The sequence below is a fragment of the Aeromonas sp. S12(2024) genome (genome assembly GCF_041402305.1).
In the GTDB taxonomy this organism is placed as follows: domain Bacteria; phylum Pseudomonadota; class Gammaproteobacteria; order Enterobacterales; family Aeromonadaceae; genus Aeromonas; species Aeromonas veronii.
Genome location: NZ_JBGLRB010000005.1, coordinates 128,490 through 151,603 on the forward strand (window position 1 = coordinate 128,490; position 23,114 = coordinate 151,603).

At 59.1% G+C, this 23,114-nt stretch carries 25 protein-coding genes, 1 tRNA gene and 1 other annotated feature; of the genes, 11 read left to right on the forward strand and 15 right to left on the reverse strand.

All coding sequences use genetic code 11. The features are described 5' to 3' along the window. Positions 1-51 precede the first annotated feature (51 nt). From ACB035_RS06895 to ACB035_RS06920, 6 genes are all read right to left on the reverse strand, one after another. Positions 52-999: a DUF523 and DUF1722 domain-containing protein gene (locus tag ACB035_RS06895; RefSeq protein ID WP_005343644.1), complete on the reverse strand. Its 948-nt coding sequence runs from the start codon at positions 997-999 to the stop codon at positions 52-54. 180 nt (positions 1,000-1,179) lie between these two features. Next, on the reverse strand, positions 1,180-1,827 hold the full coding sequence (locus ACB035_RS06900; RefSeq protein ID WP_042054410.1) for a hypothetical protein: 648 nt from the start codon (positions 1,825-1,827) through the stop codon (positions 1,180-1,182). A 189-nt stretch (positions 1,828-2,016) separates the two neighbouring features. After that, complete coding sequence (locus ACB035_RS06905; protein ID WP_058057847.1) at positions 2,017-2,589, reverse strand: DUF3157 family protein; 573 nt, start codon at positions 2,587-2,589, stop codon at positions 2,017-2,019. Between the two features lie 106 nt (positions 2,590-2,695). Then, positions 2,696-3,532 carry a hypothetical protein gene (locus tag ACB035_RS06910; RefSeq protein WP_042054408.1) on the reverse strand — a complete coding sequence of 279 codons (837 nt, stop codon included), beginning with the start codon at positions 3,530-3,532 and terminating at the stop codon, positions 2,696-2,698. A 79-nt stretch (positions 3,533-3,611) separates the two neighbouring features. Next, complete coding sequence (locus ACB035_RS06915) at positions 3,612-3,890, reverse strand: DUF6482 family protein (RefSeq protein WP_005338699.1); 279 nt, start codon at positions 3,888-3,890, stop codon at positions 3,612-3,614. A gap of 18 nt (positions 3,891-3,908) precedes the next feature. Then, a complete protein-coding gene (locus ACB035_RS06920; protein WP_257690580.1) occupies positions 3,909-4,520 on the reverse strand; it encodes an HAD family phosphatase in 612 nt (203 codons plus the stop codon). A gap of 170 nt (positions 4,521-4,690) precedes the next feature. Beyond that, positions 4,691-4,812 (forward strand) — a sequence feature (Phe leader region). 38 nt (positions 4,813-4,850) lie between these two features. On the opposite strand from ACB035_RS06920, the gene pheA reads away from it, so the two are divergent. Then, positions 4,851-6,023, forward strand: a complete 1,173-nt coding sequence (gene pheA, locus ACB035_RS06925; RefSeq protein WP_108541122.1) for a prephenate dehydratase — start codon at positions 4,851-4,853, stop codon at positions 6,021-6,023. 76 nt (positions 6,024-6,099) lie between these two features. On the opposite strand, the gene ACB035_RS06930 is transcribed toward pheA, so the two are convergent. Then, entirely contained in the window at positions 6,100-6,525 is a 426-nt protein-coding gene (locus tag ACB035_RS06930) for an LPP20 family lipoprotein (RefSeq protein ID WP_101316234.1), read from the reverse strand. Between the two features lie 10 nt (positions 6,526-6,535). Next, positions 6,536-7,156, reverse strand: coding sequence for a FlgO family outer membrane protein (locus ACB035_RS06935; RefSeq protein WP_005338718.1), 621 nt, complete (start codon positions 7,154-7,156; stop codon positions 6,536-6,538). A 206-nt stretch (positions 7,157-7,362) separates the two neighbouring features. Here ACB035_RS06935 and ACB035_RS06940 point away from each other — a divergent pair, with 206 nt between their 5' ends. The 6 genes from ACB035_RS06940 to ACB035_RS06965 all read left to right on the forward strand — a co-directional run bounded on the left by ACB035_RS06940 (position 7,363) and on the right by ACB035_RS06965 (position 14,679). Next, entirely contained in the window at positions 7,363-8,517 is a 1,155-nt protein-coding gene (locus tag ACB035_RS06940; protein WP_103251879.1) for a flagellar assembly protein FlgT, read from the forward strand. Positions 8,518-8,567: 50 nt separating this feature from the next. After that, positions 8,568-8,644: transfer RNA gene (locus tag ACB035_RS06945), tRNA-Arg, on the forward strand. Between the two features lie 189 nt (positions 8,645-8,833). Continuing rightward, positions 8,834-9,718 carry a DMT family transporter gene (locus tag ACB035_RS06950; protein WP_371166958.1) on the forward strand — a complete coding sequence of 295 codons (885 nt, stop codon included), beginning with the start codon at positions 8,834-8,836 and terminating at the stop codon, positions 9,716-9,718. 105 nt (positions 9,719-9,823) lie between these two features. Next, positions 9,824-11,761, forward strand: a complete 1,938-nt coding sequence (locus ACB035_RS06955) for a methyl-accepting chemotaxis protein (protein WP_371166959.1) — start codon at positions 9,824-9,826, stop codon at positions 11,759-11,761. A gap of 500 nt (positions 11,762-12,261) precedes the next feature. Further along, positions 12,262-13,710: an OprD family outer membrane porin gene (locus ACB035_RS06960; protein WP_021230348.1), complete on the forward strand. Its 1,449-nt coding sequence runs from the start codon at positions 12,262-12,264 to the stop codon at positions 13,708-13,710. A gap of 141 nt (positions 13,711-13,851) precedes the next feature. Beyond that, positions 13,852-14,679, forward strand: coding sequence for an SDR family oxidoreductase (locus tag ACB035_RS06965; protein ID WP_021230349.1), 828 nt, complete (start codon positions 13,852-13,854; stop codon positions 14,677-14,679). A gap of 91 nt (positions 14,680-14,770) precedes the next feature. Here the strand turns inward: ACB035_RS06965 and ACB035_RS06970 are convergent, their stop codons facing one another. Beyond that, positions 14,771-15,103 (reverse strand): DUF1904 family protein, encoded by a 333-nt coding sequence (locus tag ACB035_RS06970; protein WP_021230350.1) that lies wholly within the window; start codon positions 15,101-15,103, stop codon positions 14,771-14,773. An 88-nt stretch (positions 15,104-15,191) separates the two neighbouring features. Here ACB035_RS06970 and ACB035_RS06975 point away from each other — a divergent pair, with 88 nt between their 5' ends. The 4 genes from ACB035_RS06975 (at position 15,192) to ACB035_RS06990 (ending at position 18,781) form a co-directional block, all read left to right on the forward strand. Beyond that, entirely contained in the window at positions 15,192-16,094 is a 903-nt protein-coding gene (locus ACB035_RS06975; protein ID WP_021230351.1) for a TraB/GumN family protein, read from the forward strand. Positions 16,095-16,215: 121 nt separating this feature from the next. After that, positions 16,216-16,395, forward strand: coding sequence for a DUF3149 domain-containing protein (locus tag ACB035_RS06980; protein WP_005338733.1), 180 nt, complete (start codon positions 16,216-16,218; stop codon positions 16,393-16,395). A 187-nt stretch (positions 16,396-16,582) separates the two neighbouring features. Continuing rightward, positions 16,583-17,164, forward strand: a complete 582-nt coding sequence (gene smrA, locus ACB035_RS06985; protein ID WP_005338734.1) for a DNA endonuclease SmrA — start codon at positions 16,583-16,585, stop codon at positions 17,162-17,164. 138 nt (positions 17,165-17,302) lie between these two features. Continuing rightward, on the forward strand, positions 17,303-18,781 hold the full coding sequence (locus ACB035_RS06990) for a carboxypeptidase M32 (protein ID WP_371166960.1): 1,479 nt from the start codon (positions 17,303-17,305) through the stop codon (positions 18,779-18,781). Positions 18,782-18,900: 119 nt separating this feature from the next. Here the strand turns inward: ACB035_RS06990 and ACB035_RS06995 are convergent, their stop codons facing one another. The 6 genes from ACB035_RS06995 to ACB035_RS07020 all read right to left on the reverse strand — a co-directional run bounded on the left by ACB035_RS06995 (position 18,901) and on the right by ACB035_RS07020 (position 22,778). After that, positions 18,901-19,302 (reverse strand): VOC family protein, encoded by a 402-nt coding sequence (locus ACB035_RS06995; protein WP_236288977.1) that lies wholly within the window; start codon positions 19,300-19,302, stop codon positions 18,901-18,903. A 94-nt stretch (positions 19,303-19,396) separates the two neighbouring features. Next, a complete protein-coding gene (locus tag ACB035_RS07000; protein WP_371166961.1) occupies positions 19,397-21,028 on the reverse strand; it encodes a hypothetical protein in 1,632 nt (543 codons plus the stop codon). After that, a complete protein-coding gene (locus ACB035_RS07005) occupies positions 21,025-21,585 on the reverse strand; it encodes a PilW family protein (RefSeq protein WP_371166962.1) in 561 nt (186 codons plus the stop codon). Before ACB035_RS07005 ends, ACB035_RS07000 begins: the two co-directional genes overlap by 4 nt. Beyond that, positions 21,579-21,971: a prepilin-type N-terminal cleavage/methylation domain-containing protein gene (locus ACB035_RS07010; protein ID WP_338454039.1), complete on the reverse strand. Its 393-nt coding sequence runs from the start codon at positions 21,969-21,971 to the stop codon at positions 21,579-21,581. Before ACB035_RS07010 ends, ACB035_RS07005 begins: the two co-directional genes overlap by 7 nt. Beyond that, positions 21,968-22,387: a GspH/FimT family pseudopilin gene (locus ACB035_RS07015; protein ID WP_058059418.1), complete on the reverse strand. Its 420-nt coding sequence runs from the start codon at positions 22,385-22,387 to the stop codon at positions 21,968-21,970. The genes ACB035_RS07010 and ACB035_RS07015 overlap by 4 nt, the downstream gene beginning before the upstream one ends. Position 22,388: 1 nt before the next feature. Next, positions 22,389-22,778, reverse strand: a complete 390-nt coding sequence (locus ACB035_RS07020; protein WP_041915426.1) for a type IV pilin protein — start codon at positions 22,776-22,778, stop codon at positions 22,389-22,391. Between the last annotated feature and the right edge of the window lie 336 nt (positions 22,779-23,114).

The following is a 23,114-nucleotide window of genomic DNA, read 5'->3' on the forward strand; positions in this document are numbered from 1 at the left end:
AGAGGTGTAAAGCGCCCGGTGCAAATAATGCACCGGGGCAACAGAGCGGGTTCAGAGCCCGTAACGCAATTTGAGCGTATCGGGGTGCGGATTGAGATAAACCTGCTCGGCGAGGTAGGGATTGGGGTACTCGCGCAGGTAGTGACGGATCAGGGTGAGCGGCACCAGCAAGGGGAAGATGCCGGTGCGGTACTTGTCGATGGTATCGGCAAGCTCCTGCTTCTGGGCCGGGGTCAGCACCCGCTTGAAGTAACCCTGCAGGTGCATCAGCACATTGGTGTGACTGCGGCGGTTGGCTCGCAGGGTCAGCGCCGTCATCAATCCCTTGATGTAGTTGTCGGCCACCTCCTGCAAATTGGTGGACTTGCCCAGATTGCCGAGCAGCTTGCCGAGCGCCCGGTAGTGGGTGGTGGCATGGGAGAGCACCAGATACTTGTAGCGTGAGTGGAAGCGGATCAGCGCAGAGGCGGTGATGCCGCGGGCGCAGAGTTGCTGCCAGTCATGGTAGGCGAAGACCCGCAGCACGAAGTTCTCCCGCAGGATGGGGTCGCACAGGCGGCCATCTTCCTCTACCGGCAGCAGGGGATTGGCCTCCATCAACGCCTTGGCAAACAGACCGATCCCCTCCTTGGCGCTCCCCTCGTTGTTGGCGCCATAGACCTTGACCCGCTCCATACCGCAGCTGGGTGATTTGGCACAGAGGATATAACCGGAGATAAAGTCGAGCTGGCGCGCTTTCTGCTCGCTGAAGGCAATCAGCTTTTCGGTGACATCGAAGCTACCGTTGCTCGCCTCAGCGCGGATCTCGCCGTTGCGCTTGACCAGCCGGATGGCGGCGCGAGGCGCCCCGAGACCAATGGCCATCTCGGGACAGACGGGGTGATAGTCAAAGTGAGCGCCAAGATCCCGTTCGCAGAAGCTGGAGCGCTTGTGGCCCCCATCGAAACGTACCTCTTGTCCCAGCAGGCAGGCACTGATACCGACTTTAATCTTGTACATGATGGCGCTCCTTGTATAAGCATTGATTCAGTTATAGCAGTTATACAAAAAAATGAAAGTTGTATAACTATTGCCGACTGATACGACACAAGGAGAAAAAAGAGATCACTGGAAAACGAAAAAACCCATGGCGAACGCCATGGGTAAAAATCAAGACACTACGGACTACTGGAAGGAGGATTAGAAGCTGTACTTCACACCCAGGCTGGAGATGGAACCTTTTTGCAGATCCCAGTTGCGATAGGTGTAATCGGCAGTCAGCGCCCAGTTCTGGTTGAGCTTGTAGGCACCGCCCACCTTGAAGTCGTGCATATCGTCGGTCATGTTGGCGTAGCGGTAAGCAGTGGAGAGCTCGACATTGCCGATGTCGTAGCGCAGGCCCACTTCACCGTACATGCTGCCACTGCTCTTGCGGCTCACCAGATCCCAGCCCTTGACGTCATACGCCTGCTCGCGCTCCATGGTGTAACCCATCAGACCGGTTTCACCGTAGAGGTTCAAGCCGGTGCTAAGCGGGGTGAAAACACCGATACCCAGGCTGCCGATACCCATGCTGTCATTGCCGTGCTGGGCAGAGGTGCCCTCGGAGAGCAGACGACCGTAGAAGTTGTTGGAGAACGATTTGGAGAGATCCAGCGTCACACCGCCAAAATCGCGAGTGCCCTGATTGCTGGCATCACGTGGGAACAGCGGGTTGTTGTTCAGATAGTCGGATTTGGTGTGCGCCCAGGTGGCGGAACCCTTGGCGTAGCTAAAGGCATCCTGCGCCATGACGGAAGTAGAGGCAAACCCGGCCAGAACCAGAAGAGAGACTGTTGCTTTTTTCATGATGATAACTCCATGTGATTGGGCCCGTTGCTAGCGAGCTGGTATGGAGTCATTGTGCGGTCAGGTGCTCGGCTTGCCGAGCTGCAAGCTGTTGCAGAACCATGTCAGATGTAAGCAGATATTGCAGAGGGTGTCAGCGGCAACATGTTGCCGGCCCAAGCGGTGTGCATGGGCCGGAACAACGCCAAATTAGCGGAAGACCACCTCGTCAATTTCGACCCGCACCAGCGGCTGACCGGTCAATCCGGCAGGACGGGGGATCTCGAGTGCCAGTGACGGACGGGCTTGCCCCTTGCGCAGATAGGTCTCCGGCAGGCGATTCTCGGCAACCCAGAAGCGGGCCTCCTGACGGCTCAGCTGCACCCCGTCAGCACTGAACAGGGTCACCATGCCACGCACCCCGACTACATTGCGGGTGCCGGTATTGCTCACCATAAAGGTCAGCACCAGCGGGTCAGATCCCTCGATCTTGTCCAGCTTGACCACCACACCGTCACGCGCCATCTGGGCAAGCAGTTCCGGATTGGCCTTGGCCTGATCGGTCAGCACCGGAGCAGCGACGGCCACCACGGCCCCAGCCTTCCCATCAGCAGCCACGCCCTGTACGGACTCAGCCGGTTTGACCACCAGATACTCCCAGGTGAAGTCGTCGTTGAGCTGAACCTGCCGACCATCGGGCAACGTCACCTGAGAAAGAGGGGCAGCCTGCGCCAATACGGGGGAGAGGCACAGGGCAATCAGCAGACGGGAGAAGGGTTTCATTGGGCGAAGCTCGGTAACGGGTGAAAGGGCGACAGTATAAACAGTCCCGTCGCCCCTTGCCTATGACGGCACTCACGTTCTGGCACCCGCATCGCTTGCCCGCAGGCTAGATGGCGAGATCGTGCCGCTCTTTCTGTGCCATATCCAGGGTCACCAGATCGAACTTACTCCCCTTGAGGGCAGACAAAATATCCGATTGCATATCAAATGCCTGCGCACGCTGATGTTCTGGCAGACGCACCCGGGCTAGGGTGGTGGAGCAGTCACACAGGGTATGGAAAAAGACCTGTGCCTCGTCCAGCCCCATGTCGGCCAGCATCTGCTCGGCCTGATCCACCATTCGCAAATAACGCTGCTCAAGCTGCCGTGGATTGGTGAAGCGATTGCTAAGGCAACCGTTGCTCCCCTTTCCCCAGCGACCGAGCTGACGCTTGTTGAAGCCGTAACGATAATCGCGGCGCATCAATCCGTTGTCGGCAAAAAACCAGATTGAGTTGGCAGGCAGAGACCCGAACTGGGCAAGATAATCATCACGCTCCTCCACCGCTGCCGGAACCAGCAACGGCAGATGAGCCCACTCAGAACGAGTCTGCACATACTCACCAATGCGGCGAACCGGGTCGATCAGCCCTTCAATATTTGGCAGGCGATCGCAAAAGACGATCTCGTCACTCTTGATGACCCAGTGATCGATGCCATAACGCTGGCAATAACGGCGGGCTCGGGCCACTTCACTGCGGCTGCGGGTCGGATTATCGAGGGTAATTGCATGGATTTTCACACCGGCAGCGCGGCACAGCTCGATGCTGTAGCAGGATTCCAACCGTCCCGAAAAAGAGACAACCAGCTCGTCAAAACTTGCCAGTCGCTCAATCAGCAGCTGTTCCCTGGCTTGAAAAGAGTGATCATATCCCTGATTCAGTACAACTACATTGGCACCCATTAAACAGCTCCGGATGATGAACAGGTGCAGTATTGTGCGGCAAACAAACTGAATAGACCCTTAAAGAGTCTGGTTAAAATTAAAACTTGATGATTATTTCCTGTGATTCTGCTGCTAAATCTTCATTTTGGGCGTCATAAATTCGTAATCTTGCTTGGTGAACCCGATGGGCTCGCAAGAAACCCTGCGCCTGATCCAGCGAGGTGAAAGTCAGGCGCCCTCCCTCGCTGTCGGTCAGGCAGAGGCACTCCCCTTCTGCCTCAACACAGAGCTGATAACCGCTGCCATCCTTGCAGGCGATGATCAGGGTCGCCTCGGGATAGTGACTGAGCCAATTGCGAAACCGGCCATGCTCCATAGTGCTCCTAGAGGGGCATCATCCCCTGCCGGTGGCGGGCAAACAGCCCAGCTCACCCAGTTGCTGGCGGCAACTCGCCGCGTCGGTAAAGACGATCCCCCTGATACCGAGGGCCTCGGCGGCCGCGATGTTGGCGGGACTGTCATCGATGAAGAGACACTCTGCCGGTTTCAGATCGAACGACACCAGCAGATAGCGGTAGATATCCGGCTCCGGCTTCATCATCCGCACCCGCGCCGACACCACCTTGCCGCTAAAGAAGCGCCAGAAATCCTGATGCTGTTCCAACCAGTCGATGCTGGCATGACCCATGTTGGAGAGGGCATACAGGGTGTGCCCCGCCCCGTGCAGCTCGGCTATCAGGGTTAGCATAGCGGGATCTGGCTGCAGGGAGGCGGGAACTGCCTGTAAAATGGCCAGATTCTGTGCCGCCGAGAGGCCGGTGCGCGCTTGCGCTTCCCGGGCCATGGTGTGGAGCGACATGGTGCCTCTGTCCACCTCCAGCCAGTCCGGATGGTTAAAGAGCTGCTCGGCCAACTGTTCGGCCCCTTGCGGGCCACGCACGGAACGCACTATGCCTACCGGATCCCAGCTCACCACCACCCGTCCCAGATCGAAAATAATCGCCATCGTCTTTACCTCCCCCACTGGGTTTCAGTCATCAAAACAGAGTTAATAGAACATCGCTCATACGCCATTTTCTTAACCGGATACCCTGCCCCCATCCCCGCCCGCGGGCAAGTTTTACTTGCATCAGACCGGCAAATCCCTTAATGGTTATGACGTTACTTCAAGGACACACCTATGCACGCACCATTCTTCTTTGCTTTCTCGTTTATCCGGCCCGCTTGAGGGAAGGCCTGTCGTCGTGTGAACAGAAAGCAAAGACGAATCGAGCCTCCCCTAGCGGAGGCTTTTTTTTGCATTAATATCAATCGATTACTTGGATAGGGAACAATCATGGCAACGCTCGACGAGATCAGACAAGACATCACCCGGTTGGATCAGGAGCTGCTTGCCCTGCTGGCGAAACGCAAGACCCTCAGCATCGAGGTCGCCCGTGCCAAGCAAGCCAACCCGCGCCCCATTCGTGACCACCAGCGGGAGCAGGAGCTGCTGGTTGCCCTGATCCAGAAAGGGCGCGTGCTTGGGTTGGATGCCCAGTACATCACTCGCATCTATCACACCATCATCGAAGACTCTGTGCTCTCCCAGCAGGCCTATCTGCAGAGCCTGCTCAACCCGGAGCAACAGGAGCCGATGACCAGCGTCGCCTATCTGGGGCCGCGCGGTTCCTACTCCAGCCTCGCCGCCCGCAAATATCTGGCGCGCTACAAGGATCAGGTGATCGAGGTGAACTGCCAGAACTTCCGTGAAGTACTGGATGCGGTGGAGTCGGGTCGCGCCGCCTTTGGCGTGCTGCCCATCGAAAACACCAGCTCGGGCTCCATCAACGAAGTCTATGACGTGATGCAGCACACCAGCCTCTCCATCGTCGGCGAGCTCACCTACCCCATCGAGCACTGCATTCTCACCGCCGTGCCGACCGAGCTGAGTCGCATCAAGACCTTCTATGCCCACCCGCAGGTGTTCCAGCAGTGCTCCCACTATCTGAGCAAGCTGGAAGGGGCGCGTCACGAGATCTGCGATTCCTCCTCCAGTGCCATGATGAAGGTGAAAGAACTGGCCAGCCCGGAGGCCGCCGCCATCGGCAGCGCCGCCGGTGGCGAACTGTATGGCTTGGACGTGCTGGCCGAGCAGCTCGCCAACCAGAAAGAGAACTACAGCCGCTTCATCGTGGTGGCGCGCAAGCCCATCGACGTGGCGCCGCAGATCCCGGCCAAGACCACTCTCATCATGTCCACCTCCCAGAAGCCGGGTTCGCTGGTCGAGGCGCTGCTGGTACTGCGCAGCCACGAGATCAACATGACCAAGCTGGAGTCCCGTCCGGTGCAGGGCAACCCGTGGGAAGAGATGTTCTACCTCGATGTCTCCGCCAACCTGCAGACACCGGCGATGCAGGCCGCACTGGTGGAGCTGACCAAGATCACCCGCTATATCAAGGTGCTTGGTTGCTACCCGAGTGAGGATGTGAAACCCACCGCAGTGCCGCCGGTGCTGATGGGGAACTAACCAGCCCACAACGACAAAAGGCGAGCACCCTGCTCGCCTTTTGTTTTGATGCCTGTTTTCAGGTCAGGCAATCAACTCAGAACTGACCGGCCATCAGCTGGTTGATGTTGTAGAGGGCACGGGTATCGAGCTCCATCTCGGTGGCATAGGTATTGCCGCGCGGATAAGAGGCTACCACCCGGGCACCACGCACCATACCAGCGACCGACACATCCAGCGAGTTGGAGGTCTGGGTCAAGTCGCGGTAGCTGCTCTGACCGCGCACCTGCTGACCATTGAGCTGCTCTGCCAGCTCGCGATAAGCATCCATCTTGGAAGCGCGAATGGCTTGCAGCATCTTCTCCGACTGGGAGGGGCCAGGCTGGATGTCGATCACCGCATAGCCCACCGCCTTGAGCACCGGAAAATCATCGGGCTTGCCACCCTGGGTGTAATCCACCACCCGGTTGTAGCTGCAACCGGTGAGCAAGAGTGCCAACAGGCAACCAAACAGGATCTTCATGACTCGCTCCTCACGGGGTCAGGTTGACCAGATGACCGCCCGGCCGGGCCTGACTGTCACGCATCAGATAACCGCGATTGATCGATGCCCGACCAAACGAATTGTTGGCACCGAACAGATATTTTTGCGGGATCAGGCTCTGGGCAGTGGTCTCCACCATCTTGGTGCGCATGTCGATAACGCGGGCATTGACCAGAATTCCCTTGCTGTTGCGGCTGAAGGTGCCGACCAGAATGCGGGAGATCGGCAAACGGGAAGAGAGCTCCTTGTAGTTGCGGCTCAGCACGAAGTCCCCCTGCGGCGTCACCTTGATACTGCCGGTCAGCTTGAAGTCCACCACCACCTCGCCGCGGCGGTTGAGCTCGTAGATAAAGCTCTCCTCAATCTGCTGCCCCATCCAGTTGGTATCCTGCAGGGTATCGAGATCGACGAAAGAGGCCACCGCGATGGGTTCGGTCAAGGTGGTCAGCGATTTGCGCTCCATCAGCTGGTCGGTCATACGCGCCACCAGCCAGTTGAGCTCCATCCCCTGCGCCGCCTGGCGGGGGTCACCCTGATCCCGATTGATAGGGTCGGAGCCGCACCCGGTCAATGCCAGGGCAAGCGCCAACGCCGTGATGAGTTTGTTCATGGATACCTTTCCTGTATCTGCACCTGACTTATTATCGGACGCGCCGGACAAAGCTTGAGCCGGGAATGAGGCATGATTCTTGCTTTTTAATGGACATCGTCAGCGCCAATGTGCGCTGCCACTTGGAACGTGTTGTGATCCATGTCGGCCAGCAGATGCCATTTCCTCAAAATGGCTCGGCTGCCCGCCAACTCAAGGTATCTGCTATGAAATTACCGCTGCTGTTGACCCTGCTGCTGGCCAGCCTGAGCGCCCGCGCCGAGCTTATCGAAGCGCAGGGCAGCGCCGCCATTCTGGGGGGCGATGAGGTCTATGCCCGCGAGCAGGCGACCCGCGACGCCCTGCGTCAGGCGCTGCTGGCCAGCGGCGCGGCCGTTTCCAGCGTCCAGCGTCTGGAAAATGGCAGCCTTCGCTCCGAGCAGATCCAGATCCGCTCCGGCGGCGACATTCGCCAGTATCGGCTCAAGCGGGAAGAGGTGCGCAACGGCCGCATGTATATCACGCTGGTCGCCGACATTCAGGCCGAGCGCCAGATCTGCCAGACCCAGCACTTCGCCAAGGATTTGACACTGGTGAGGCTGCGGATGCGCTATCCGGACCAAGCCAGCTACGGCGCCATGGACGACATGCCGGAAAACCTCTCGCGACGACTGTTCGAGACTCTCGCCAACGCGCCGCAAGGGGTCGCGGTGCGCCAGTGGCTGGATGAAAACCTGCGCATCGATCCGCTCCATCTGCAACAGGGAGATCGCAGCGCCCTCGAGGAGATCAAGGCCCTCAGCCTGCGTACCGACAGCCAGTATCTGGTGCTCGGCAGCATCGACGATCTCTCCATAGAGCCGCAAGGCAACCAGCTGACCAGCTGGTATGAGGATCCCGTACGCAACTTTCGCATGCAGCTCTACCTGTTTGACGGTATCAATGGCAGCCTGATCAACCGCAAGGTCTACGAAGGGCGCGCCACCTGGACCTTTGGCAAGCGGGAGCAAGTGGGCAGCAGCAGCGGCCAGTTCTGGCAGTCAAGTTATGGCCAGGAGGTCAACTACCAGTTGCAACAGGCGGCTCAGGATCTGGTAGCCCAGCTCACCTGCGCCCCGGTCACCGCCCGGGTGGTAGGCCAGAACGAACGTGGCCCCTACATCAATCTGGGGCGGCGCAACGGCGTCAAACTCGGCGATCAGTTCCGCATCCAGCACAACGCCGACTTCATCGACCCCTACGGCAAATCGCGCATGATGCGCAACCCGGCCGACGGACTCTTCGAAGTGGTGCAGGTGTTCGACGATGGCGCCATCATCAGCAGCCAGAACAAATATTCGCCGTTTAACATCCAGAACGGGGATTTGGCAGTATTGGAATAAGAATCAAGGGTTTAAAAGGGAGTTGCTTCTTGTATAATGCCCGCCACACAGCTCCCGTAGCTCAGCAGGATAGAGCGGTCCCCTCCTAAGGGACAGGCCACTGGTTCGACTCCAGTCGGGAGCGCCATACAAAACAAGGGGTTGGCATCATCATGGTGCCAACCCCTTGGTCGTCTTTGGCGACAATGAATCCGACCATCCAACCGTAATGACCCTCTCCTTTCTGCGTTCAGAGCATGCGATCTCTCTGATAGACTGCTTCTATTTGGCTTGTCTTTGAGGCCAAGCCCTGTTTCATCTTGCAAAGGAGTGTTGGATGTCCGGATGTTCCTGGTGGGATAGATCCACCGGTTTTGCACTACTGACCATTGTGCTGTGGGCCTCGCTGGCGGCGCTGACGTCACGGGTCACCAGCGTGTCACCGCTGGTGCTGGTCGGGCTGGTGCTGTTTTTCTGCGGGGTCGGGGCCTTGCCGTTCTGGCGCCAGTGGCGTGCTCGCCCTATTACCTGGCTGGTGACGGTTACGGCATTGCTGCTCTACCATCTGCTGCTCTTTATGAGCTTTCGCCATGCCCCGGTGCTGGAGGCCAACCTCATCAACTACCTCTGGCCGCTCTGCATCATTCTGTTCACCCCGCTGTTGTTGCCCGGCCATCCACTCCATGCCCGTCATCTGCTGGCTGGCGCCTTTGGTCTGGCGGGTTCCATGCTGGTGATGGTCAATGGCGAGCTGCAACTGCAGCAGGCCTATCTGCCGGGATACCTGTTGGCGCTTGGTGCAGCTGTCGTCTGGGGAGCCTACTCGGTATTATCACGCCGTCTGCCGCCAGCCCCTGCCGTGGTCACTGCGGCAGCCTGCCTGCCCGCAGGTTTGCTGGCGCTGCTGCTTGCCCGTCTGCTGGAGGGCCCCCTGCCGCTCGCGCAGATCCCCACCAGTGACTGGTGGCTGATCATCGGGCTGGCGCTGGGCCCCATGGGGGCGGCCTTTGTGACCTGGTATCTGGCACTGCGAGACGGCGATCCACGCCGGATCGGTGCCCTTGCCTACCTGACCCCTCTGCTGAGTACTTTGCTGTTAGTGGCATTGAACGGAGAAGAGCTGACCTCGCGCCATCTGCTGGCAGGTGCACTTATCATGGGAGGCGCCCTGCTCGGTATGCTGGGCCAACGCAACAGAGCACTGGCATCCCCAGCCAGTTAAGTCGGTAAAATAGGGCCACCTGACCATGCTGTCATAAAAACGCCATCATCCCTGTTTAGGCTCGGGCCACGCTCCCCCATGGTCTGTGCTGACAGGAATTACCCCGTGAAAATCACCCATTACGCCACCCTCTCCTCCCTTGTTTTGTTACTGGTCGCGGGAGGACAGGCGCTGGCCCTCTACCACGGCTGGCAGCAGCTTGCCCGTACCAATCAGGCCCAGCATCAGCACGAGACGCTGCAACAACTGGTGACAGTGACACTGCAAAACAGCCTGCGTGACTACCTCAACAGCGGCGATCCGCAACAACTGACCGCGGCGGAAAAGATCCGCCAGCAAGCGCTCTCCTCGCTGGCCGCTCAGGATGATGCCGTGGCGGCCCCGCTCAGACAGCAACTCGAACTGATGGCGCAGCGCATCGCACACGACTATCAGGCCGCAGGCAAGCTCTCGGGCAACAGCCAACTGCTGCTGCAAAATGCGGAGAGTGAGCTGGGCAGCCAGGCCATGGCGCTGATCCGCTATGGGGAGCAAGGCGCCAGCACGGAACAATCTGCCGCGGCACAGCAATATCGCCGCGGTGCGGCCGAAATCCTGGCGGGCCTGCCGCGCCTCGCCCATTTGCGCCAAAGCTATATGGAGCAGGGCAATGAGAAGTTGCTCGAAGGGATCCGCTTCGAGCTGGAGGCGCTGCAAAAACAGGCCCAAGCGCTGCAAGCCTTGCCGCTGCTCGGCCTGTATGAAGAGGCTCCCGCCGATGAGTTCACGCTGGGGGAGCCGGTACGCAAGGAGCTGGGAGATCAACCGCGCAGCGAATTACGCTCACTGCTGGGCCGCTATCCGCAGGAGCTGGCCAACAGCCGCACGGCGCTACAACAGCAACAGGCTGGCCGCCAGACCGTGCAGCAAGACATCATGGCCATGTTGCAAGCGACCAGACAGATGGGGGAACAACTTGCCCGCGAACGGCAAGCCGTCAATCAGGAGCTGGCCACCATCCTCGGCACGCTAGCGCTCTGTCTGGTGATAGTCGCCCTGCTGTTTGCGCTGGTGCAACGACGTTGGCTGCTCATCCCCTTGTTGCGACTGCGCGGAGCTTTTATGCAACTCGATCAGACGGGGCAGGCCGAGCCGTTGCCTGCCGGGCGCGATCGCAACGAGCTGGCCGATATTGTTGCCAGCTACAATCGGCTGATCGGTCGTCTGCAACTGGACCAACAACAGAAAGAGGGGCAGCTGTCAGCGGTATCCCTCAGCCTGCAAGGAATGGTCAGCCAGGTTGACGAGATCCATCACAGCACCCGCACCACCGAACAGGTGGTCGACGAGAGCGGCCAGATGATGGATGAGCTGAACCAGCTGGCCGGAGAGGTCCATCAGGTCGCTGCCGACATCGCCCAGCATGCCCACCATAACGAACAGGCGATGAGCCAGAGTGAAGATCTGGTGGGCAGCATGCTGCACGCTACTCATCAGACCGGACTGGCGATTGACGAGAGCGATGAGGCGCTGCAAGCCCTCACCCGCTCGGTTGCCGATGTGACGGCCATTGTCGATGTGATCGGTCATATCGCTCAGCAGACCAACTTGCTGGCCCTCAACGCTGCCATCGAAGCGGCCCGCGCAGGGGAACAGGGACGGGGCTTTGCGGTGGTCGCCGATGAAGTACGCCACCTCTCGGCCAATACCCAGCAATCCCTCAACCAGATCACCGATATTCTGGGGCGCCTGACCCAATCCGGCGAACAACTTGGCACTGTATTGAACCGAATCACCAGCGAATCAAGCCGCCAGCGGGCACAGGCGGAACAACTGCGCCAGACTACCCAGGCGGTGAGGGAGATCGCCCGCAACACCGCAGTGATCGCCCTGCAAGGCGCCGACAATGCCAAAAGTCAGGAACACAAGCTGGCCAGTTTTGCCGGTCTGATCACCCGTATCCATCAGCATGCCCGTCAGGTGAGTCAGCTCTCGGTGCAGGTCTCCTCCCATATTCACCATCAGGCGCAGCAGATCCCCCGCATCCTCGGCCAGCAAGGCTGAACCCTATTCGCTTCACATCTTTGCCAGATCACTTTCCCTCGACCAGAGGGAAAGTTTTTTTGTAGCACAAAATTATCTGTTATCGGCAGGTTAACTGACACCTCTTCCCCCGTACCGGATGAAAACCCGCATTGGCGCTGGCCGCAGCCTCAAGAAAACGCTCTCATCACCGTGATACCTGCCATGAGGCTGTTTACGACCTTGCCCATGATTATTTGCACTCGGTCATACTTTTGAAACGTTGAGGGAACTTTTCATTGATATTTCGCACCGCGAACGTACTCTTGGGGTTGTCCGATAGCCAAGAATCGGAACATAAAAAACAACATGTGATGATCAGGACTGCCAACTACAGATGTGCCAAGACATCCGGGTTTGCAGGTAGCCAAGACAAGATTTTTTGCCCTTCGGGGTTTTGATTGCAATGCCAATACCGAGCGGTAGGCCCGATGCCAACTGCCGGAAAAAAAGCTAAGTCCATAAAATCAGGAGCAATAAAAATGGAAAAAGTGATCTTCAAGCGCGCCGCTTTGAGTGCCGCTGTGGTAGCCGCTCTGGTCGCCCCCGGTATGGCGTTGGCAGCTCAGGACATGATGAGCCCGGAATATGGCCAGTCCTATGAAACCTTCGTCAAAGACTCCAAACTGACCGGCGGTCTGTTCTACTTCCAGCGTGATCGTCAGCGCATCGATGGTGACCCGACTGCCGCCAAGAAAGAAGGTAAATACCAGTCCAACCTGAGCCATTCCACCGTTCAAGCCGCTCTCAACTTCAACTCCGGTTATGCCTGGGACACAGTAGGTCTGGATCTGGGCGGCTTCGGTGCCTATGACCTGGCCGTTACCGAAAACCACCCGGTCAACCAGGAAAACGAATTCTCCTTCGCTGGCCGTTCTTGGGGCAACAACGCCAAAGATGGCTCCCCTGAAGGTGGTTTCAGCCTCTCCAACGCAGCGATGAAGCTGAAATTCCTGGACGGCGGCATCACTGCCAAGGGTGGTTATACCCAGCTATATGTCCCTGGCCAAATCGGTGTTAACTGGTCTTATCAGCCGGGTACCTATCGTGGTGGTCAAGTTGAAGGTAACTTCGGTGGCCTCTACCTGACCTACGCCATCGCTGACGAGTACAAGGCCCCCTGGTACAAAGAGACTCAGGTCTTCTCCCGTGCCAAAGCGTGGATGGATCCGTTCGCTGATGAAAACGTCATCGACTACATCCACGGTATCGCGGCTCGTTACACCTTCGAAAATGGCACTGCAGTGACCGGTTCCTTCGGTCAGTCCGAAGGCTATATGGATAGCTACCACTTCAAACTGGCTCACAAGTTTGACGTACTGGGCGGCCTCTCCACCAGCTACCAGTTCTATGGCTCCGAAACCGAAACCTACATGATGGGCGGCAAGGCCATCGAGACTTATGACGGCCTGGCATGGCAACAGGCGCTGACAGCGGCCTGGGGCATGGGCCCGTACGGCTTCCGTCTGGAAGGTCTGTGGACCAAAGCTGAAGGTGCGGAAGGCAACTACCTGCCCCGTCTGACCCGTGGCTACGCCAACTCCCAGGGCGCCAACGAAATTTGGTGGGATTCCCGCTCTGACTGGAACGCAAACAACGAGAAAGCACTGTTCTTCGGCGTGACCCGTTCTCTGGATGACCTGGTTGGTGCGCCTGGCTGGTCCGTCGGTGTATCCGGTGCTTACGGTTGGGATATCGAAACCGGTCAAGGCAAGAAAGCAGCCAACGGTGAAGATACCGAATGGGCAGCCAACTTCGATGTCACCTATACCGTGCAGGATGGCAAGCTGAAAGGCACCCTGTTCAAACTGCACTACACCGACTACAACAACGACATCAGCCAGGGCGGCGGTTGGACCGATTACCCCAACATCTTCGCCTCCGAGCACGACGTCAAGTTCCATATCATCATGCCGCTTACCTTCATGTAATCAGGCAATACGATGTCAGAAAACCGGGCCACTTGGCCCGGTTTTCTTTTTGCCGGTTGGCAAGCTAACATGCGAGCCGGATAAGAATTTTACCCGCTCACCTGCCCACACGCTTTTGTCAGCAGTCACAAGGACGCCATCATGCCCCGTTTTGTTCTGATCACCGGTTGTTCCAGCGGTATTGGCCTCGCCGCCGCACAGGCGCTGGGGCAGCACGGTTTTACCGTGATCGCCTCGGCACGCAAGGCGGAAGATGTGGCCCGTTTGCAGCAACAGGGATTGCTGGCGGTACAGCTGGATCTGGCGGACCCTGCTTCCATCGAGCTGGGTGCCAGTGCGGCGCTCCATCTGGCGGGCGGGCGCCTCTATGGCCTGTTCAACAATGGCGCTTATGGCCAACCCGGGGCGCTGGAAGATCTGCCCACCGAGGCGCTCAGGGAACAATTCAATACCAACCTGTTTGGCTGGCACCATCTGATCCGTCAGGTGCTGCCGCCGATGCTGGAGGCCAAAGAGGGACGGATAGTGCAGAACAGCTCGGTTCTGGGACTGGTTGCCATGAAGTATCGCGGCGCCTACAACGCCAGCAAATTTGCGCTGGAAGGTTATAGCGACACCCTGCGCCTCGAACTGGCGGGTAGCGGGGTACATATCAGCCTGATTGAACCGGGCCCCATCGATACCCGTTTTCGTGCCAATGCCCGCAGCGCCTTCTTGCGGCACATCGATCCGGCCCAGAGCCGTCATCAGTCGGCCTACCGCCAAACCCTGACACGGCTGGAAAAAGAGGGGGCCACCAGCAGCTTTACCCTCCCAAGCGACGCCTGCATCCCGCCACTGCTCCATGCACTGACCCACGCCCATCCCAAGGCGCGCTATCCGGTGACCACGCCGACCCGGCTGTTTGCCTTCCTGCGACGGGTATTGCCCACTCGCTGGCTCGATAAACTGCTGGCCAAATCGGCCTGATCCCGTGATGGGCGACAAGCATCCTGCCGCCCAAGTGGCGTTAGCCGGGTAGCGGCATCACCCGTCCCGCCAACCTGGTTTGTCCCTCTCTTCAATAGTGCTCGCCATTGCTGTAGTAGGCGCTCTTGACCAAGGGGACTACCTGCACCACCACATAGGTCTGCTCCCCCAGCACCCGTTTCAAATGGCGCGTGATAAGGCGCGCGGCAGCGTCCTGCATCTCCTGCGGCCGTTCGAACCAGTGCAACTCGACAAACGGAAATCCCGCCTCTGGCTCGCCGTTGCGGATCCAGCAGCTCTCCACCCGCTCCATGGTGACAAACTCCGGCTTGCCGCCGGTCAACTCGCAAAGCTCGGCCAGCAGCGGGCCGCTCACCTGTTGCAGGGTCTCGAGCGCCACGGCGCGAAAACGAAGATGGGGCATGGCAAACCTCTTGGTTATCTGAAATGAGGACTTATCATAGGAGTTATTGTCAGCAAGAGAAGTCACCAGGCGCATATTAAGGATTCCCATGAGATTTCATCGCACCCTCTTTGCCTTCCTGCTCTGCCTGCTGCTACCGCTGCACGCCTTTGCCGATCCCGCCTTCTATCGGGTGAGCAAGGGCAACCAGCAACACTGGCTGCTGGGCTCCATCCATGCAGGTAAACCAGCCCTCTATCCTCTGCCCGAGCCGGTGGAGCGTGCCTGGCTGCAGAGTCGCGCACTGGTGATGGAGGTGGACATGAACAGCATCACGCCGGATCAGTGGCAACAGACCAGCTCCCTCACCCGACTGGTGGATGGCAAACCGCTCAAGGATCATCTGCCTGCCGAGCTCTATCAACGCACCCTGATGGCGGGCGCCCGCTATGGCATCGACGAGGCAACCCTCGCCACCCTGCGCCCATGGTTTGCCGCCATTACCCTGACCCAGGCCGCCATGGCCCGCTCCGACTTCAAGAGTGAACTCGGGATAGACCAGCACTTTGCCGTCCGGGCCGCCAAAGAGGGCAAACCGGTAGTGGGTTTTGAAACCCTGCTGGAGCAGCTCGGTTATCTGGCCAGCGTGGGTGACAACCAGACCCTGATGCTCGCCAGCACCCTGGATGAGCTACCGATGCTGGAGAGTGGTTTCGCCGCCGTGATGAAGGCGTGGCAGCAGGGGGATGAGGCGACGCTCATCAATCTGCTCAAGGAGGAGATGGCCCCGCCCGCGCTACAAAGCTGGATGGAGCAGACCCTGCTGGCCGAGCGCAACCATAACTGGCTAAAAAAATGGTCCACCCTGCCCAACGAGAGCTTTATCGTGGTAGGCGCCCTGCACCTTTACGGCGAACAGGGGTTGCTGGCGTTGCTGGAGCAGCAGGGGTGGCGCATTACCCCGCTCACCACACCGGGTCCTGTGCAGGCTCGGTCGCAAGGAGTCCAGTGAGAACGATCACAGATCGCGCTGGTTATTAAACAACCTGAAAGGGAGTTGATCGGGATCATCCCGGACGGGGCAAAGAGGTATTTATCATACCTGTCATCAACCGGGTGACAGGAGCAATAAAATGGATTTTTGGCTGGACCTGATGTTTGGCAACAGCGTGGGATTGATGTCGATGCTGGTGATTATCGGCACCTTCTTACTCATCAGCTCTTACGCGGCCTACTTCATCTACAAGGTGATGCACTCGCAACCGCCTCATTCACAGCAACCCCATTCTCAACAGCCCAAAGAGGGAAAATAATCCTCTGACCACAGGCGGCAGCTCACACTGACCGCCTGTGCTGTTTTATGGTTCGCGACTGTGATTCCCGGGCCAGACTGCACCAGTGTCCATGCTGGGCGCCCCTTATCCCCTCCCCCTTTCCCCGTTTTCTGTGCCGGTTGCGGCCGTTATAATGGCCCCCACTTTTTCTTATGGGGAGCCTGCCGTGTCTCATAACGACGAACTCTCGCTATTTATGAATGAAGTGGCCGACGTGCGGCCCATTCGCAGCGACAACATCCATCCCCATGCGGCCAAATCCGCCCCGACCGAGGCGCAGCTCGCTCGCCGCCAGGCTGCCACTGCCGAACAACTCGCCCTCGACCACCTCACCATGGAGGCCATCGAGATGCGCGATCCGCACGAAATCGTCGGCTTCAAACGCGATGGGGTGCAGGAGGGGGTCTACAAGAAGCTGCGGCTCGGCAAATACGAGCTGCAGGCCAGCCTGGACTTGCACCAGAAAACCCTCAATGAGGCACGCCAGACGCTGGTGCAGTTCATTGCGGATTGTGAAGTCCGGGATATCCGCTGCCTGCTGATCCTGCACGGCAAGGGGGAGCGCAGCACCCCGCGTGCCCTGCTGAAAAGCTATGTCAGCGCCTGGTTGCCGCAACTGCCCGCCGTCATGGCGATCCACAGTGCCGAGCGTCGCCACGGCGGCAGCGGTGCTCTATACGTGCTGCTGCGTAAAAGCGAACGCAAAAAAGCGGAAAACCGCGAACGGCACCAGAAGCGGCTCGGCTAATCCGCGTTTCGCCCCCACGCCTTTGACCCGCCTGCATGAAGGTGGTCAACTATACAGCGGCGGTGTTAGCATCGAACGGCCCCGAGCATGCCAGGTACGGGGCGGCATACCATCAGGGACGATAACAAGGACAATCCCATGTCATATCAAAAGCTTGAACAACATCAGCAGCAGATCCACCGCTTTAGCCACCTCGCCGCCATCTGCGGCTGGGATCAGGCGGCCATGATGCCGGAAGGGGGCAACGGTGCCCGCGCCGAAGCGATGGCCGAACTCGGTCTGCTAATCCACCAGAAGCGCACCGCTCCCGAGCTGGGCGACTGGATTGCCAAGGCCGAGAGTGAGCCGCTGGATGAAGTGCAACGGGCCAATCTCGGCGAGATCAAGCGCCAGTGGCAAGATGCCAGCCTGCTGCCCAGTGAGCTGGTCGAAGCGCTGTCGCTCGCTGGCAGCAAGTGCGAGCACGCCTGGCGCAGCCAGCGCAAGAACAACGACTGGGCCGGTTTTGCTCCCAATCTCGAGGAGGTGGTGAAACTCTCCCGTGAAGTGGCACAACTGCGGGCCGATGCGCTTGGCGTGCGCCCCTACGACGCCATGCTGGCCCTCTATGAGCCGGGCATGACCAGCGCACGGCTCGATCAGATCTTCGGCGATCTCGCCAGCTGGCTGCCGGCTCTTATCCAGACCGTGAGTGAACAGCAGAAGGGCGATGCCCTGCTGCTGCCGCAAGGCCCCTTCCCCATCCCCACCCAGCAAGCGCTCGGTCAGGAGGTGATGGGACTGCTCGGCTTTGATTTCGCCCACGGCCGCCTCGATGTGAGCAGTCACCCCTTCTGTGGCGGCGTGCCAACCGACGTGCGGATCACCACCCGCTATAACGAGCAGGAGTTTGTCTCCAGCCTGATGGGCATAGTGCACGAGACCGGTCATGCCCGTTACGAGCAGGGGTTGCCGCGTCATCTGCTGGGTCAGCCGGTGGCCGAGGCCCGCTCCATGGCGATCCACGAGAGCCAGAGCCTGTTTTGTGAAATGCAGCTGGGGCATCATCCAGCCTTCCTCGCGCTGCTGGCGCCACGTATTCGTCACCACTTCGGCGAGCAGGCGGCGTTTGCGCCGGACAATCTGGCCAAGCTCTACAGCCGGGTCGAGCCGGGCTTTATCCGGGTCGATGCGGACGAGGTGACCTATCCGGCCCACGTTATTCTGCGCTACGAGCTGGAGCGCGATCTGGTGGAAGGGAAGATCGAGGTGGCCGACATCCCCGAGCTGTGGGACGCCAAGATGCAGCAGTGGCTGGGGCTCTCCACCAAGGGCAACTACCGCAATGGCTGCATGCAGGATATTCACTGGACCGACGGCTCGTTTGGCTACTTCCCGAGCTACACCCTGGGCGCCATGTATGCCGCCCAGTTGCGTTTTGCCCTCGAAAAAGAGCTGGGCAGCATGGGTGAGGTGATCGCGGCGGGCCGCCTGCCGGAGATCTTCGGCTGGCTCGGACGCAACATCTGGTCAAAGGGGAGCCTGCACAGCACCGACGAGCTGGTGCGCCGCGCCACCGGTGAAGCGCTCAACCCGCACTGGCTGCGCCGGCATCTGGAACAGCGCTACCTGAAGTAATGAGCACAGTAAGCTAACAGCAGAACGGGGCCCTTTTTAGTTGACCACTACAGGGCCCCGTTTTTATGGCGGTGCATGGCACAGCACGCTGTCACGGCAATGCTGTAAAAAGAGAGGGTTCAGAGGGGATCCGGGGAACCCAGCAACTCGCGCAGTTGCAGGATATTGCCCTCAGGGTCGAAGGCGTTGCGCACCACAAAGCCGGGCCCTGTCCACTGCTGTGACAACAAACCGCCGCCGAGATCCGCCGCCTTCGCTTCTGCCCAGGCGAGGCTGGAGACGGTGAAGAACAGCTTGATGGCCCCCTCTTCCCGCAGTGCCGGCGGCCGCTTGATAACGACTTGCCCGGCATAGGGCGCAGGAATGGCGTGGATCAGCAGCTGGATATCGCTGTTTTCCAGCACCACCAACTGCTCATCCTGACTGCAGACCACCATTTGCAGCAATGTACGATAAAAGTGGGTCAGCAGGCCCGGATCCTTGGCATAGATCAGGGCACCGGCGCGAGCGGGTCCTGGCATGGAGCTCTCCTCAACAGTGAACGGCTGGGTGGACAGATCTCCACCTTCTCACAGTTGCGCGCCCCGTTCGATCCTTTTTAGCGGCTCGCCAGCCTCACTGCACAAAGTGCCACTGCCGCAGTGCCAGCGTTGGAGACGGCCCCTGATCATCCCCCAAATCTGCCATGCCCAGCGCCTCGTCATAGTGCACACCGCCCGCGCCACTCTCGGTCAGGTGTTTTGCCCGCACCGCCCCGTACAGACCGCCACTTCCGCTGATCTTCATCTCGGTCAGCGGGGCATAGAGGGCGGCATAGAGCGGGGTATTGCCCGACAGCTTGATCCCATCCTTGCCGCTATAGGCGGAATAGATGGAGATAGCAGGCGTACCACCAGTGGTCAGCCCCTGCTTGGCTGCCGTCACCTCGGCACCGGCCCCAAGATCGACCTTGCCGCTGACGATCAGGGTCAGGCTGCTCCCCTCGCTCACCGTCAACTTGTTGCTGCCAGTCATGGTGAAATCCTTGTCGATCAGCAGCACCACATCCCCTTTGATGGTGAGACTGGCATCGGCCCCCATATTGAGGCTGTCGAGCTTGTAAACGGTCTGCTCCTTGCCAAACAGCTCCCCCTTGCCGGGTAGCGGCAGGTCGGGCTTGTGCTGGTTGCTGCTGGTGACCGAGCCAGTGGAGGGATCCGTGGTCAGCACCATCTGCTGGGTGGCCCCGAGCTTCAACGGGCCATTGATGGGCAGCGTTGCAGGAGGGAACGATTTGGGCAGCGCGGCCACATTGAGCGGGTCACACACCTGCCCGGCCACGGGTGGCAGCTTGGGATGAGTGCGGTACTGGGGATCCAGATACTTCTGATGCTTGGCATCAAGGAATGCCCCGTTCCCACCATAGTTCAACTTGTCGCCAGCAATGCTTGTGCCATGACCCATAGAAACATCACCATTGATCGCAACAGCTCCGGCAATATGCCCCCCTTGCAAGGCAAAATTTCCACTCCCGTTTACGCTGCCCTCAACCCTGACGACCCCATCAGAGGGAGAAATGGTGATATCGCCGCCAGCAAGTACATTACCCGCAACAGGTGAAGAGCCGTTCAAGGTCACCGAGCCGGTCGCCCGCACATCACCCCAGATGGGGGAGTGCCCGGCGAGCACTACATTGGCCTTGTCGCTGACGGTCGCCACCTTGGCGTTTTGCCCCTGATTAAGAGTCCCGGAAACAGACTCCTTGTACGCCCCCTTGCGCGAATCATAGCTGTCGATAAAACCACTACCGGAGAGGCTTAGCCCTTCGCATGCCACCACCGAATCCTGAAAGATGAGATTGCCGGGCTCGCGCTTGAGGGTAAACAGGGCGTTGAGACTGGCATTGCCCTCCAGATAGCGGCCATGGCTCTGCAACGCCAGCTTGCTGCCTGTGGAGGCATCCAGCTGTTCGATGCTGAAGCGGCTGCCCGCCATGGCTCCTTCCCCCTTGCCAGGCACCTTCTGCACCAGTTGCTCCCACTCTATCCGCGGTTCGGCGCCAAGCGCCTGATGCAGGGCACGATAACTCTCGTTCATCCCCTGCTCGGCACTGAGCTGCGCATTGATCTTCTTGTGAAAATTGCCGCTCAGGCGAGTCTGCAACTGGTTCTCCTGAATGCTGGTAAACACCAGCAGGCTCGACAGCAGGCTCACCACCAGCACCACCAGCAGCACGGCTCCCCGCTGCCCCTGCAATCCCTTGTTCATCCCGCTCCCCCTGCTGTGGCGTTGGCACCGGATGTGGCCAACGCTGCCGCCCAGACCGCCTTGCGGCGGGCCACCTGCACCTCTACCCCTGGCGCCAGATAGCTCGGCAGCCCTTCGGGCAAGATGCGGATATTGACCAGTGCACCCTGCTGGCCGAATTCAAGATCCTGAAGATGGGCCAGCAACAGGCGCGGGCCATCCCCGTCATCGCAACTGAGTACCGGCGGCGTGAAGCGGTACTGCTCGGTAAAATCGGCGGTTTTCTGGTTGCCAAGGCAGGAGAGCACCTGACTGCCCCCCTCTACCTTGAAAGCCAGCGTCAGGCGATCAGGGGTGACCGCTATCAGCTGATCCGTCTGCTTGATGCTGTTGGTAAAGGTGAGAGTGGCAAAGCGCAACACCTCGTTCGCCTGCTCCAGCGCCTTGCTCTGCTCGACCGTGCTCTTGATCGGGGCGTAACCGGCAAAAATCGCCAGCATCAGCATCAGACCGAGCACCATGGAGATCATCAGCTCGACGAGACTGACGCCTCGTTGCCGTGAGGGGACGCTCAGCATAAAGGCGGAAATCCTGCGTTCAACTCCACCCGCTTGGCGCCGGAGACCCGCTCATCCTGCCACTCGATAGCGACCACAAAGTTGTCGCTATAACGGCTCGGTAGCACCAGCCGGTGGCCATCCTGCAGGGTGAAGCGGGCAAGAAAATCGGCCTGAGTGAACCGCTCGGGCTTGCGCTGCACTTCACACAGCGAACTCCAGATCTGCTCCACGCTGTTGCTCGCCTCGATCGTAGCCAGCGTGCTCTGCAAGCTGTAATGCGCCTGCTGCAACGAGACCACCTGCCCCTTGGCGAGACCGAGAAACACCATCACCGCCAACACCATGGAGACCATGATCTCCACCAGATTGAAACCCTGCTGACGGGCAAGTGTGGCGTGTCTCATGAGCAGCTCCCTTGCAGCAGCTGGCCGCTCGGGGCCACGCAGAGCACCCGCTGCTCACCGAGGCGATTGGCCAGAGTGATCTCGGCGTGGCTGCTGCTGCCGGTTGGCGCGATCTGGATGGGGTCAAACGGCTTGATCACCACTCCGCCTGCAGGTGCTGCCGCCTGACGCAGCAACTTGCTGTCAGCCATCACCTCCCAGCCACCGTTCTCGGTGCCCTGCAGTACCACCGGCAGGGTCAGCTTGACCGCTTCGCTGCGGGCAAAGCGGTAGGCAGACGCGAGTTCGGTCGCACTGCGATCGAGCCGTTCGGCCGCCAGGCGCTGACTCATGGAGGGCAACCCGACCAATAGCAAGATGGCGGCGATGCCGACCGTGATCATCAACTCAATCAGAGTAAATCCGCGCACATTCATCTTATGATCCCCAGCAGTCATGGCGATTGGCCGCGCGATAACCGGTCTGATCGAGTGTCAGAGTGCCGCACTCATCCTGTTGTCGCGTCGTTGGAATGGCTTTGAGCAGGTAATCGCCAGCATCTTGCTGGCTATAGCTGAACTGGTAGAAATCCGTGCTGGAAGGGGTGGCAAACGTGTCGGGATAACGGCCCTGTTGGGTATAGATACGTTCGAGGGCGAGCGCCTGCTCCAGCAATTGCTGCTGCGCTTCGTAACGACGTCCCTGTTGCAGATAACCCTGATACGCTGGCAACGCGATGGCCGCGAGAATGCTGACAACCGTCATGGCGATCAACAACTCGATCAGACTAAACCCCCGGCAATGGGGCCATGCCTTACAGTCGTTCACTTATCATCCTTGGCAAGTGTTGTTGTTATTGGTCGGCCTAAGGCCGCAGATGTGATTACTTAATAATCATCAAAAATTAACTGACTCGATTGAACAACACAAAATCGCCACACTCAATGTAAAAAAGATAATTATGTGATCTGTTATTAATTTTTAAGCAGTTTTCACCGCCACTAATCTCGCTAAGCAAATAAAGCTAGGCCAATCGACATCCGTTATGCCCCCTTCTGTCGAGCCGCGATACATGGACAACAACGGAGCGAAGAGTGAAACCCGGCCGTGCAATGAAAGAGTAAAAAAACTTCGGCCAATTTTTGCTATCCCTGTCCGTTTCTG